Source organism: Desulfovibrio sp. ZJ200 (assembly GCF_011039095.1).
Lineage (GTDB): Bacteria > Desulfobacterota > Desulfovibrionia > Desulfovibrionales > Desulfovibrionaceae > Desulfovibrio.
This window is the reverse complement of the sequence record NZ_JAAKEH010000009.1, coordinates 1-13,534: the sequence shown is the minus strand read 5'-3', so window position 1 is coordinate 13,534 and position 13,534 is coordinate 1. Positions and strand designations below refer to the sequence as shown.

10 protein-coding genes and 1 tRNA gene are annotated in these 13,534 nt (G+C 60.4%); 3 read left to right on the top strand and 8 right to left on the bottom strand.

Going from position 1 to position 13,534, the window contains the following annotated elements:
- Positions 1-52: 52 nt before the first annotated feature.
- The 8 genes from G7Y52_RS04245 to G7Y52_RS04210 form a co-directional block, all read right to left on the bottom strand.
- The gene (locus G7Y52_RS04245; RefSeq protein WP_165066597.1) at positions 53-1,027 is read right to left on the bottom strand and encodes a glucokinase; all 975 of its coding nucleotides are present in this window, start codon (positions 1,025-1,027) and stop codon (positions 53-55) included.
- 115 nt (positions 1,028-1,142) lie between these two features.
- On the bottom strand, positions 1,143-2,594 hold the full coding sequence (gene rfaE1 / locus G7Y52_RS04240) for a D-glycero-beta-D-manno-heptose-7-phosphate kinase (RefSeq protein WP_165066594.1): 1,452 nt from the start codon (positions 2,592-2,594) through the stop codon (positions 1,143-1,145).
- Between the two features lie 54 nt (positions 2,595-2,648).
- Positions 2,649-4,613, bottom strand: coding sequence for a glycosyltransferase (locus G7Y52_RS04235; RefSeq protein ID WP_165066590.1), 1,965 nt, complete (start codon positions 4,611-4,613; stop codon positions 2,649-2,651).
- Between the two features lie 389 nt (positions 4,614-5,002).
- Positions 5,003-6,193 (bottom strand): ABC transporter permease, encoded by a 1,191-nt coding sequence (locus G7Y52_RS04230; RefSeq protein WP_165066587.1) that lies wholly within the window; start codon positions 6,191-6,193, stop codon positions 5,003-5,005.
- 138 nt (positions 6,194-6,331) lie between these two features.
- The gene (locus G7Y52_RS04225) at positions 6,332-7,504 is read right to left on the bottom strand and encodes a glycosyltransferase (RefSeq protein ID WP_165066584.1); all 1,173 of its coding nucleotides are present in this window, start codon (positions 7,502-7,504) and stop codon (positions 6,332-6,334) included.
- A gap of 792 nt (positions 7,505-8,296) precedes the next feature.
- Positions 8,297-8,830 carry a hypothetical protein gene (locus G7Y52_RS04220; RefSeq protein WP_241159585.1) on the bottom strand — a complete coding sequence of 178 codons (534 nt, stop codon included), beginning with the start codon at positions 8,828-8,830 and terminating at the stop codon, positions 8,297-8,299.
- Between the two features lie 21 nt (positions 8,831-8,851).
- On the bottom strand, positions 8,852-9,967 hold the full coding sequence (locus G7Y52_RS04215; protein ID WP_165066581.1) for a glycosyltransferase: 1,116 nt from the start codon (positions 9,965-9,967) through the stop codon (positions 8,852-8,854).
- 665 nt (positions 9,968-10,632) lie between these two features.
- Positions 10,633-10,824: a hypothetical protein gene (locus G7Y52_RS04210; RefSeq protein WP_165066578.1), complete on the bottom strand. Its 192-nt coding sequence runs from the start codon at positions 10,822-10,824 to the stop codon at positions 10,633-10,635.
- Positions 10,825-10,979: 155 nt separating this feature from the next.
- On the opposite strand from G7Y52_RS04210, the gene G7Y52_RS04205 reads away from it, so the two are divergent.
- From G7Y52_RS04205 to G7Y52_RS04195, 3 genes are all read left to right on the top strand, one after another.
- Positions 10,980-11,066: transfer RNA gene (locus G7Y52_RS04205), tRNA-Leu, on the top strand.
- 264 nt (positions 11,067-11,330) lie between these two features.
- Positions 11,331-12,545 carry an integrase arm-type DNA-binding domain-containing protein gene (locus tag G7Y52_RS04200; RefSeq protein ID WP_165066575.1) on the top strand — a complete coding sequence of 405 codons (1,215 nt, stop codon included), beginning with the start codon at positions 11,331-11,333 and terminating at the stop codon, positions 12,543-12,545.
- A gap of 153 nt (positions 12,546-12,698) precedes the next feature.
- Positions 12,699-13,534 (top strand): integrase arm-type DNA-binding domain-containing protein (locus tag G7Y52_RS04195; RefSeq protein ID WP_165066572.1); only part of this gene is annotated, 836 nt, incomplete at its 3' end.

Sequence of the window (13,534 nt, the reverse complement as noted above, 5' to 3'; positions counted from 1 at the left end):
TGCGGCAGGGCCTTGCCTGTCTCGCGCGGATTTTGCCTGAGACGGCCCCGCTTCAGGCGGCTTCGCGGCGCAACAGCTCAAATCCGGCCTGAGCCGCGCCCCAAAGGCCGCTGTTCTTGTTTTCAATGAGGTACACAGGCACGCTGCGTATCAAGGCTTCAAAATGCGGCGTGCTGTAAAACTCTTCCAGAAAATACTCGCTGGTGACGCTCAAGGGATTGCGGCTGGCTATGCCCCCGGCGATCCACAGGCCCCGGCGGCAGAGCGTGGTCAAAATCCAGTTGCGGCAAGCCCGCGCGTACAGGCGGGAATACCAGCGCAAGGTAGGCGTGTCGCGGCTCAGAGCCTTTTCGCCCACTTCCCGCGCTTCAAGGCGTTCGCCGGTGAGATACCGATGCAGCAGGGAAAGGCCCTTGCCGGTGAGGATGTCGTCGCCGCGCGCATAGGGATACCCCAGCTCGCTGCAGACGAATTTATGAAAATCATTTTCCTCGTCGCCCACAAAGGGAAAGGTGGTGTGGCCGCCTTCAGCCGGCACAGGCAACCAGCCGCCGCGACCGTCATGCACCAGAGAGGCCGTGCCCAGACCCGTGCCCGCGCCCAGCACGCCCCGGCTTGCGGTGGCCGGGGGAGTGGCCTCCAACGCCGGCGTGACGATGCAGCGCGCCTGATCGCCGATCTCTGTCAGACAGCCATAGGCTTCGGCCATAAAATCATTGAGCACTCTACAGCGTGGAATGCCGTAGCGGGCCTTGAGATCGGAAAAGTCCACCTCCAGCGAGCCGTTGGTCAGCTTGCCGTGCAGACCGTCGCTCACCGGGCCAGCCAGCCCCAGGACGAACGCGTCAGCCGTGTCCAGGGGCGTTTCCAGCTCGCGGCTCAGCGCCGTGAGCACCATATCCGTGTCCAAAAGTCCGGCGCTTTTGATCCAGACCACGCGCTCCAGCGTCAAGCGCTCACTCTCCAGACTGAAACGGGCGAAGCGGCAGTTGGTGCCGCCTATATCGGCTGCAAGTATGCGCTGCATACGGCCTCCAGAAAAAATATAGTGAGAGGCGAGACGCTTCCGCCAGCCCGTCAGGCTGGGCATGCACGGCAAAGGCAGGCCGCAGCCGCGGCTTTTGAAACAGAGAAGCCTTGTCTCAAGCCTCGTTGTTATTCATGCTCCGCACCAGATTGGTGGTGCTGCATCCCTTGACCAGATCCGCCAGATGCACGCGGCCGCCGCAGGCCCGCACAAAATCCGCTCCCACCACCGTATCTTCGGTGTAATCGCTGCCTTTAACCAGGACGTCGGGCCGGACCATGCGGATTAACTCCAGGGGCGTGTCCTCGTCAAAAAGCGTGACCGCATCCACGCCCTGCAACGCGGCCAGCAGTAAGGCACGGCTCTCTTCATTCTGAATTGGACGGCCCGGGCCCTTGAGACGGCGCACTGAAGCATCGCTGTTCAATCCCACGACCAAGCGATCGCCAAGAGAGGCGCATTGGCGGATCAATGAAACATGGCCCGGATGCAGCAGATCAAAGCAGCCGTTTGTGAAAACAATGCTCTCATTGCGTCGCCGCCAGTCTTCAATCTTCTCCAAAAGCGCGGGGCGGGCATAGAGTTTGGGGTTGTCCGCCTCTTCGCGCAAGGCCTGATTAAGTTCGGCCAGGCTGACCGGCGCGGTGCCCATTTTGCCAACAGCCACGCCGGCCGCGGCATTGGCGATGCGCGCGCTCCGCTCCCAATCCAGCCCCTTGGCGACGCAGGCGGCAAGGGTCGCCACAACGGTGTCGCCCGCGCCGGAGACATCGGCCACTTCACGCACTGCGGCGCGTATGTAAAACGGCGGCTTGTCTTTTTCAAACAGGATCATTCCCCTGGCCCCGCGCGTCAGCAAAAGCCGCTCAAAGCCATATTCCTCACGCACCTCGCCGGCCAGATCTTCACGTTCGCGACGCGGGAGCCTCGCATGATGGTCACGTCCGCAGATGGCCGCAAATTCGGCGCTGTTGGGCGTAACGCACTGCGCCCCGGCATACCGCCCCCAGTCCGCGCCCTTGGGGTCCACAAGCACGGGAATATGCTCACGCCTGGCCGCCGCGATCAGCAAGGCGCACAGACTCTCGCCCTCAGAGGGCGAGAGCAGAACGCCCTTGCCGTAATCGGAAAGAACCACCGCGCCGCAGCCGGGCAGCAACGCCAGCGCCTTTTCCCGCAGGGCCGCGCTCTCCTCCGGCTGCAGGGCGTCGCACTGCTCGTCGTCAAGACGCAGTAATTGCTGGCCCTGGGCAATAACTCTGGTCTTGCATGTGGTGCGCCGCGTGGCGGAAAGCGTCAGGCCTTCCTCAACGCCCTCGGCGGCCAGCTCCTGACGCAAGGCCTTGCCCGCTTCATCCTGCCCGGCCAGACCCGCAAGCCGCGCCTGCGCCCCGAGCCGCGCCAGATTGCGCGCCACATTGGCCGCGCCGCCCGGAGCGGACCAGCGTTTTCCGACGCGGGCCACGGGCACCGGCGCTTCCGGCGAGATACGCTCCACCCGGCTTGCAATGTAGTGATCAAGCATCACATCGCCCACAACCAGCACGCGTATGCCGTTAAAATCCATAACATCCCCCGGGCCAAACGAAAGACGCGCCTCGGCGGCAAGCGCCGTCCCACTTCAGGCTTTTCGGCAGGCCGCCGCAAGGAGCTCGCGCAGTCGGGCCTCGGCAGCGCTTTCATCCAAAAGATCGCGGATGCGCAAGCGGGCATTGTTGCCAAGGCGGCGGCGCTCTTCCGGCCGGGCGGCAAGAGTTTCCAGAGCCTTTGCCAGAGCGGCCGGATCGTTCTGGGGCACAACCAGGCCGCTTTCCTGATTCTGCACGGCCTCGGTCTGACCCGGCAAATCGCTGACCACCACCGCCAGCCCGAAGCTCATGGCTTCCGCCAGGGCTGAAGGCAGGCCATCCTCATCGCCATGTTTGGTTCTGCGGCCCGGGGCCGCAAAAATATCGCTCTTTGTATACAGATCGGCCATATTCTCGTGCGGCACCTGACCGGGAAAATCCACCATTTTGCGCAAACCCAGCCGCCAGGCGAGCCAGCGCAAATAAAGTCGTTCAGGCCCCTGGCCCACAATTTTCAGATGAAAGTCAAGCCCGTTATCGCGCAGATGCGCGCAAGCCCGCAGCAGAAGGTCATAGCCCTTGCGCGCGCAAATGCTGCCCACGGCCAGGATGTTAAGCGTGGACGCGGCTTTTCCTGAGGCAGGGGACATTTCCGCCTCGTCATCCGCCGGGGCGAGCGTCAGAGGATCGCGCAGCAAAACCAGTTTGTTTTCCGGCAGATCCGGCAAAAGCTGACGCAGAGCGCGCAGGGCCGCCTCGGTGTCGCAACGCACAAAAGCGGCCTGTGAGGCTTTACGCGCCCAATCCTTGCCCGGGAGGGCCAAATCCGCCGAGCGCACCGCAAAAGCAAAGGGAATGCCCAGAAGCCGCGCAGCCACCCAACTGGCCGTAGCCGGGCTGTGGCCGCCATCGGCATAAAAGATTTCAATCTTCTCTTCCAGGCCCCAGCGGGCAAGCAAGGCCCCGCAGCCAAAGGCCCAGAGATGACTCAAAAGCTCCCTGCCCCAGCGAGAGCGCACGGGCAGCTTGTGCCAGAGCTCCCAAAGGGGGTGCGACGTGCCGCGCAACTGCCGGAAAAGCGCGGCGCAAACGCTGAAAAAACGCAACTTTCCGATTCTGCGCACCGCCAGGGGAAGCGCATAGCCCTCGGGATTGCCCAGAAGCCCGCTGCCCTGAAGGGCATAAATGCGCGAAAGCAGCCCGGCGGCATGCAGCCGGTGCGCCTCTTCCATCAGATTTTGACCGGAAACTTCGGGAAAACGCCGGGCCACAAACGCGCCGCGCACCACCGGCCGGGGACCCTGCAAAAGATCGTGCGCTTCCTCTGCCGCAATGGGCGCCAGCTCACGCTTGCGGCGATGCAGGATGCCGTCCTCCAGGGTGTACACGCTGTCGCAATACTCGGCCATTTTGGGATCATGGGTGACCATGACCATGGAAACGCGCCCCGTATGGCACAAGGTGCAGAAATTTTCCATGATCAACCGGCTGGTGCGGGCGTCCAGAGCTCCGGTCGGTTCATCGGCCAGCAAAATGCGCGGATTGTTGACCATGGCCCGGGCAATGGCCACACGCTGCTGCTCGCCGCCGGAGAGGCGGTTGCTGCGATAATGCACCCGGGCTGAAAGGCGCACCAGTTCCAGCGCGCGGATAACCCTCTCCCAGCGCTCCTGGGGCGGCACGCCTTCATAAATCAGTGGAAACTCAACATTTTCAAACACGGTGGAGTGCTCGAAAAGATTGCTGGACTGCATCACAAAGCCCATGTTGCCGCGCCGGAAGGCGGCGGTCTGCTCCCGGTTGAGGGCAAGCACGTTGGCGCCGAGGATCTCCAGCGAGCCCGCATCAGGGGCATGCAACATGCCGAGAATGTGCAGCATGGTGGATTTGCCGCAGCCCGACGGCCCCATGATGGCCGCAAGCTCGCCGGCTTCCAGCTCAATGCTTGCGCCACGCAGCACGGGCGCGAAACCGGCATAGCATTTATATAAATCTTTGGCGACGATAACCGGAGCCATACTGCATCCTAGAGTATATTGCTTTTGAAGCGCTCGCTCCGGCGCTTCACGACAAAAGTAAATTGCGCCTGCGCCTGTCTCTGCTGTCGTCATCCGTAAGGCGGCACAGCCGCCAACGGCTGACGCTCGCGGGCGGGCATGGCTTCGCCCTGCCAGAGCGTTTAGCTCATTTCATGAGCGAAACGCTCTCAAAAACAGATTACCATTCCAATCCGCCGCCCTGTTTTGCCTCAGCGCGGCGGCGGCAGTTCTTTTCGGGGCCGTCAGCGGTCAGAGACGCTCCCCGGCCGCATGCAGGCTTTCGGCAAACGCAAAACCGCGCCTGCCGTTTGCGGGGCTCTTGCCTCAAGGCCTGGGCGCGCCGGGCTGCGGAGCTGCGCCGGGCCGGCCTATTCAAAGCGCAAGGCCGAAACAACATCCATGCGGCTGGCCTGAATGGCCGGATACAAGCCGCCTGCCACGCCAATGACGGCGGAAAAAGCAATACTGCCCAGGCTGCTGGCGATCAGCAACGGATAAGAGATGCCTGTGCCCAGAGCCCAGGCTCCCGCCTCAACCAGCACAACGCCGATCACAATGCCCAAAATGCCGCCGGCGACGGATTTGCAAAGCGCTTCGGCCAGAAACTGGGCCATAATGTCGGTGTCCGAGCCGCCCATGGCTTTTTTGAGGCCCACTTCGCGGGTACGGGCGCGCACGGCTGCAAAAGTGCCGTACCAGATCCCGAAGCCGCCCAGCATGAGCGATGCGGCAATGCCCAGCCACAGCAAAGCCTCCACCCAGAGGAAGGTCCCCTTGATCCGGGCAAGCTGTTCTTCCTGCGTGCGCACAACCAGGTAGGGCGCGGCCTGATGCTCGCGCACCACCGTGGGAATCAGCCTGACCAGCGGAGAGACGTCTTCCCAGCCGATGGCCCGGACAAAGAGGCGCGTCACCTTGCCGTCGCCCCAGTTGCGATCGATCATGGTGGTGTACGGCAAAAAACCGCCCTGCCCCCAACTGCCCAGCATCACGCCGCTGACCACGCCCACCACTTCAAAAACGTCTTTTTCCAGAAAAAGCAGTTTGCCTATGGCCTGCTCAGGCTCGGAATAAAGGTTTTTCGCCGCTTCTCTGCCCAGCATGCAGACCCTGCGGCGCCCCTCAATATCTGCGCTGTCGAAGAAACGCCCGGCCGCCAGCGTCAGCGAATACACCTCGGAGAAATACTGATCCACGCCGATAAAACCCACAGACAGGGAGCGTTCGCCTTCGCCGCGCAAGGCAAACCTTTTGCCCTCGCGCACATTGCGGCTGACCAGAGCCACGCCCGGAAGACGGCGCAGGGCCTCCACGGCTGCCGGAAAAAATTCGCGCCTGGGCTGGCCGGGGTACTGGCTGTCGCCCATGAGGACCTGAATCACGTTGACCCCGCCCATGAGCACCATATCCTGACCGACTTTATAGCGGATTTCGCGCCCCAGCACGGAAAGGACAATAAAGGCGGTGATGCCCAGGGCAATGGATATAATTACCCCGAAGCCGCGTTGGCGCACAACCTGTCTGAGGCTGACGCGAAAAAGATCGGACATGGCGATCATAAAGCTACCATTGAAAAATTGCCCATCAATAAACCGCCGCGCAGGGCGATCGTCGGGAGCCTGCGCAATCGACGGCAAGTATCATGTATAAATGTACTCCGGGCCGGGGCAAGTGTCAAAAAAACAGGACAGCGCCGCTCAGCGCTGCATGCGGAGCACTGTTCCCCCCTGCCCCACAGTATAGGAAAGCCCGTGCCAGATAATGCCCCTAGCCGGAATAGTGCGGCAATAAACCCGGACGAACATGGCCGACGCGCAGAAGTACGCCCATATCCAGCGCCAGAGAGGGGGAGGCGCGGGCAGAAATTCCCGCCAGACATACAGCACGGCCGCCAAGGCGGCAAGGTAAAGCAAGGCAGTGAATACCGCCGCGGCGCTGCCCACATTCAGCAGGCCCCCGAGCAGGGCCAGACCGGCGCACAGCGGCGGCAAAGCCATGAGCAATGCAAGCAGTCCCAGCAGCAGCCACTGGCCGGGCACGCAAAACTTGAGAAAAAGCACTTGCCGTTCCATCCAGTCCCGCCAGACCGGCAAGGCATGGCCCGCAGCCTCGGTGCGCAGCAGCGCGCCCGGGCAAAGGCAGACATGCACGCCGCGCCCCAGCAACAATCCGGCAAGCGAGCAGTCGTCCACCACATTACGCGCCCAGAGCTCGGCAACGCCGTACTCCCGAAAGGCGGCCCGGCTCATGGCCATGGCCCCGCCCCAGGGCTGGGTGAAAACCGCAAGCGCCTGCAAAAGACGCAGCAGCAGGACGCAAAACGCATAGGCCAGGGTGACGGTCTGCTCATCCCTGGCGTCCACCATGTGATAGCCGGTGCTGAACGCCGCCTCGCCCCGGACAATGGGGCCCGTCAGGCAACGGACGAAATCGGGGCGGGCCAGATGCGTGCTGTCGCAGAAAACATAGACCTCAGCCTCCTTGCCCGCCGCGGCCACGCCCTGCAGCGTGTTGTGATTTTTCTGGCCGCACTGCTGCGCCTTGCCGGCCACCACATGCCGCGCGGCCGGATATTCCTTCTGCAAATCGCGGATCAGCCGGGCAGCCGGTTCTTCGGCAGTCGCCGTGATCAGAATGGGCAGCAGACGGGGATAATCCTGACACAGCAGGCTCTTCAGGGCCGCGGCCATATTGGGATGCTCGCCGGCAACCGGAATGATCAACGCCGCCTTGGGCCACTTTTCATCAGGAACGGTACAATTTTCAGCCGCCTGCCTTGCTTCTCTTTGCGGCAGCGCGCGGCCGGCACGGGCCAGAAGGTATAAAAGACCGCACTGCGCACCTGCCGCCAGCAGCCAGAACCAGATCATAATCGCTCCTTGAACACCCTTTGCAGAGGCTTTTGCCGAAAAAGCACATCTTCTTTGTTCCGCGGAATCCCGCTATCGCAAAAAACCTGTACAGAATCGCACGGCAGCGGCGGCATATATCTGCCACCGGGTCAGGCAGCCGTTACGGTCGCCGCAGCGTCCGCGCTGCCGCACGCAACCTCACGGTTTTCTAGAGCATTTTGCTTTTGAAAGTATTCAATTTCAAAAGCGGCGCTGCCATCATTTCCCCGCAAGCGGGACAAGCCCCCGCAAGCGGGACAAGCGCCTGAAAAGCGTGGTTTTCAGGCTCATTGCTTCAGCCGTTGCGACGAAGGAAGCTACGGATGAAGACAGCAATGAGTTACCACAAAAAACATTCAACGAAACCGCTGTCGCCATCCGTAAGGCTCGCAGACTCGCCAACGGCTGGCGCAAGCAAGCAAAGCTTGCTAACGGCTACCGCCGGCGCGGGCGTCCGCTCCCGCGACCGCCAGAGCGGTTGCCGTTTTCAACAGCAAACCGCTCTAAAAAACGGCGATGGCGTCCGGTCCGTGCACCCTGACGGGCGCCCGCCTCTTTGCGCGCCAGCCCCTTGGGATCGTCTTCTGCAGAAACGCACATTTTTACAGAGCCATCCGACTGCATCGCGCGCAGAACCCGATCAGGCGCAGGAAAGCAACTGTGCGCCCAAAACAGAGCGTACACTCCGGCCAAAGACCTGCCCGAGCTGCCGGTACGCGCAAGCCCCCCGGCGCACAGCAGCAGACGAGCGGGGCTCGCCCGGCCTCAGCCCTATTGCGGCAAAGGCGCGCAGTCTTCCGTCACCGGCACATCCTGAAGCCGCTTGCCGTCAACCTTGATCTTCATTCCGTTTTTCAGGCTGATCACACCCTGGACCTTGTCTGAAGCAAGCAGACGCCCCCTGAAGGTATGGCCGGAAGAGTGCGAAGCTTGAATCTCATTATTTTTCACTGTGCCCACGATGTGATAGACATCTGTCTTGCCGTTGGCAAGACGCAGATGCAGCACGCCCCGCACAGCGCCCTGAGCCGAAAAACAAAGGGCTGCCCGGAAGGTCGAGCTGTAGAGGGAGCCTGTCCAGAGTTCCGTGGCCTCACTGGGCTTTGCCGCTGGAGCCGCCGCTGCCTGCCTTGGCGCCTGACCCTCTTTTCCGGCTGCGGGCGCAGCCGTACCCGCAGCCCCTGAAGCCTCCAGGGGCGCGTGGCTTGCGCGCGCGCCGCGGTCCGCGGCCTCTGCCGCGGCAAAGGCCGATCCCGCGCACATCCAGGCGGCCACTGCGACAACCATGAAAACGGCGGCAGGCACACAACGCAACCAAGTCCTCATTTATGCACCCGCGCTCCGCCGGGCATTGCCGCTTTTCCGCTCCCACAGACGGAGAAAAAGTTGCTGATGCGCCTCCACCATGACGGGAAACGCGAAATCCCTCTCAACCTTGCCCCGCCCGGCGCGCCCAAAAGCGTCGCAACGCTGCGGGCTTGCGAGGAGCTCGCTGCAATTGCGCGCCAGTATCCCGGCATCCCCGGCAGGGGAAAGCAGGCCGTCCACATTTTCCTCCACCAGGCGAGGAATCCCGCCCACGGCAGTGGCGCAGACAGGCAGCCCGCAGGCCATGGCTTCCAGAATGACATTGGGCTGGCCTTCGCGCAACGAGGAAAGTGCGAAAATCCGGGCCGCGGCATAATGCTCCCGCATATCCGGCCCGCCCGGGAAAAAATCCACCCGGCTGCCCGCGGCGCTGCTGCGGGCCCACTGGCGCAAGCGCGATTCCTCCGGGCCGTCCCCCACAATACGCAACCGCGCCTGCGGCGTCACGCGCAGCACTTGCTCAAAAGACCGCAACAAGGTCAGATGATCCTTGTCCCGAGCAAGCCGGGCCACGCAGAGGATAACCGGCTGCCGTTGCGAAGGCGCGTCCGGCCCCGGCGTAAAAAAGCCGGTATCCACGCCGTTGGGGATATAGCTCACGCGCTGCGCTGGCACGCCCAGAGCGTAAAGAGACTGTTGCAGCGCTTGGGAATTGCAGATCAGATGATCGGTCAAGCGCCAGAGAAAACGTTCATGCTGGCGCTTGAGAGAACCGCCTCCCCGGCAGGTTCCCACAATGACGGGCCTCCGGCTCCGCCCCTGCCTGCCCCACAGCCGTCCCCAGATATTGGGCAGGGCCGTGCAGGGCACCAGAATATCCGGTTTTGCCCGCAAGAGCGCCCGCCCGAGACGCAGAAAAAAGAAGGGCGCAACGCGGCGCGACGTGCCCAGATGGTTGAGCGCAATGCCGGCTTCGCGGGCTTGGGCGTCCAGATCGGTTTCGCCGGTGAGCGTGAGCATGGACGGAACAAAACATGCGCGATCCAAACGGCGAGCCAGCTCCAGCGTCTGGCGCTGCGTGCCGCCGAAACAAAGATCTTCCATCAGGAAGAGGACATTCAGCGCTCTGGGCATGGTTCTCCTTGCCATAAAAAAGCCGTCGCGAAAAATGCGGTTTCAGGCAACGCGCGACAGACAGGCCCGCTTTGCCGCTGGTGCGCGGTCCACGGCACGACTGGCAGCATACTAGGCATTCCGCTCGCTTTTGCAAGCCCCGGGTCCACAGCGTCGCGGCCTGGGCTGACGCATACGCTGCGTCAGCCCTGACATCGCAGCTTTGGCCAGATGCGTCGTGCGGCGGGGCGAGCTGCCCTTTGCGACGGACTCCAGGGTAGATCCTTTGCCACGTAAAAACCAGACCCGCTGCTGATGCGTACTGCGGAGATCAGGTTTTTTCCGCAAGAAAAGACAGGACCCGCCCTGCCCTGTGCGCCCACTCTCCCTGCGGGGTTCTTCTCATCCGGCTTCTGGTCGGGCCCGGACTCTATGGCGGCTCCGCTCAACTCAAAAAAGTCTCTCCTTCTCCTGCTGCATACCATAGGGATGAAAGCTCAACAGGCAAGTCCACAAATAGCGCATATTACTTTACCGCATCTTTCAATAGGTATGCCGGCTTATTTTCAGATTTTCTCTCTTGAGAGAAAAGTTCATATTTGTTGTTGGGAATTAGGCATAACTATTTTTATCTTTTATTCATAATAAATAAACTTATGATACATTTATTCTATATAAAATACCAGCTATCGTAAAAATAATGAAGTAGTATTCAAAATATATTCAGGCAGATGAATCTTTTTGCCAATGCCACAATGGCGTCCACCGCAAGCTTGCATCGTGGCGCTGCATTGATTTTCAGCGAGCTGATCCCCTTGCGCGCTCAGTGTTGCAAACGACTCGGCAAGACATCTCGTGCCGGGCAAAAGAGAACGCATGGGCAGCCCCTGTCATGTTCGAGAGCTCAGCCCCAGGCCGGAGACTGCCGGGCAGCTCGCAGGCCGGACGCGGCGCGGCTGGAAGATAAAAAATTTGCCAGATCCCTGAAAAAAAGCTTGCCAAGCCTCAGACCTTAGGCTAGATAACACTCCACGCCGAAGTGGTGGAATTGGTAGACACGCTAGGTTCAGGGTCTAGTTCTCGCAAGGGAGTGGGAGTTCGAGTCTCCCCTTCGGCACCAGAAAGAAGTCCAAAATAGTCCATAGAAGGCCGAAATCACTAAGAAAAACGTGGTTTCGGCCTTCTCTTTTTGTCCACCAAAATCCAAGTACCCACGTGGACACCCACAAAAATCGTTGGTAGATTCGCAGGTACCAATACCACGACGCCATTTCGGCGCGGCGAAATACCAGCACGCTACAAATCTTCTTTGAATTCAAATGGATGGAGGTAGATTTTTCCGGTTTTCGCCGCACATTTCCGGACTGTTTTGGAGGATACCAACATGAAGCTTTCCGATGCCGCTGTGCGGAACGCCAGGGCCAGCGGCAAGGTGCAAAAACTTTCTGACGGCGGCGGCCTGTACCTGCATGTGACGGCAACCGGCAGCAAATTGTGGCGGCTTGCGTACCGCTTTGAGGGCAAGCAGAAACTGTTGAGCTTTGGCGCGTATCCGGCCGTTTCCCTGAAAGATGCCCGCCATCGGCGCGATGAAGCCAGGGAGCTGCTGGCCAGGGGGCTTGACCCCGGCGAGGAGAAAAAGCAGGCCAGGGAAGCCAAGCTCGCCCAGGAACGGGAGGAGCGGGATACCTTCGAGTTTGTGGCGCGGGAGTGGTTCGCCAGGTACGAGCCGACACTCTCCGAAAAGCACGCCCAAAAATTGCGGCGTTATCTGGAAAGCACGATTTTCCCGGTCATTGGTGGAAAACCCGTCACCCGGCTTGAGCCTGCCGACTTTTTGCAGATCGTTCAGCCCTCGGAGCGTCTCGGCCATCACGAAACAGCCCACAAGCTCATGCGTCTGTGCGGACAGGTGACGCGCTATGCCCGTATCACCGGCCGCGTGAAATATGATGTGGCCGCTGGATTGACTGAGGCTCTGACACCCGTGCAGACAACGCATTTTGCCGCCGTCACCCTGCCGGACGACATCGGCCAGCTTTTGCGGGATATTGATGCCTATGTCGGCTACACCTCCGTTGTCTATTGCCTGAAGATCCTGCCCTACGTTTTTACTCGCCCTTCGGAATTACGACTGGCGCACTGGAGCGAGTTTGACTGCAAAAACGCTGTCTGGATCATTCCGGCTTCGCGCATGAAGATGCGGCGCGAGCATGTGGTGCCGCTGTCAAAACAGGTGCTGGCCTTGCTGAAAGAACTTCACACCTACACAGGCAACGGTGAACTGCTGTTTCCCAGCGCCCGCGCGCTCACTACTCCCATCAGCGATGCCGCTCCCCTGGCCGCGTTACGGCGCATGGGCTACGGCAAGGAAACCATGACTCTGCACGGCTTCCGGGCAATGGCCAGCACACGCCTCAATGAACTTGGCTTCCGGGCGGATGTTATTGAAGCGCAGCTTGCCCACAAGGAGCCGGATACCGTGCGGCTGGCCTACAATCGTGCGGAATACATGGAAGAACGTCGGCAGCTTATGCAGAAATGGGCAACTTACCTCGACCAACTCAAAGGCATCCACTCTTATCCGTCTATATCCTGAAATCCAGTAATAGCACAGAGATTTCAAAAAATAGCCGTCCAGCGAAGTCCACGGAAAACCCTTGACATGAACCCCTTATAGGGGTTTATATCGGAGTCATGGAAAATTTTTCAGGGGTTTCTTGTGGGAGTTTGTTTTGAGGAGGGTAACGTCTTGGCACGATTGATAAAACCGCTGACGGCCACACAGGTGAACAATGCCAAGCCAAAAGATAAGATGTACAAACTTTTCGATGGCGGCGGATTGTTTTTGCAGGTCAACCCGTCCGGCGGCAAGCACTGGAAAATGAAATACCGTAAAAACGACGGTAAGGAAAGCTTGCTGACTTTCGGCAGCTATCCGGCCATTTCTTTGGAGCAGGCGCGGAAAATGCGCGACGAATCCAGAGCGCAGAAAGCGGTTGGCATTGATCCGGGAATCGCCAGACAGGAAGCAAAGGCGGAGCGTGTCAAATCCGCCCGCAATACCTTTGAAGCCGTAACGCGGGAATGGATTGAGATTCACTCCACAAAAATCAAGGCGCAGTCCATGCACATCTATGAGGTGCTTTTGGACAAGTTCGTTTTCCCGATTATCGGCAAAAGGCCCATAGGCGAGATGAAGGGGCCGGATTTTCTCGAACTGTTGCGCGGTGTTGAGGCCCAAGGCCAGCTTTACTCCGCCAAGCGTATCGTCATTCTCTGCGGAATGATCATGCGCTTTGCCGTGGCGACAGGCCGGGCCGAGATTGACCCCTTGCCATCCGTGCGCGGCTGTCTGCGGGCGCACAAGACGAAACATTTTGTGACCATGACCGACCCAAAAGAAGTGGGCAGGCTTCTGAGAACCATAGACGCCTATCCCGGCAGCCTTGTGGTGTCCAGCGCCCTGAAAATTGCTCCATACGTCTTTGTGCGTCCCGGCGAACTCCAACAGGCCAGGTGGGCGGATATTGATTTTGACGCCTGCGAGTGGCGCTACACCACCAGCAAGACGGGCACTCCGCATAT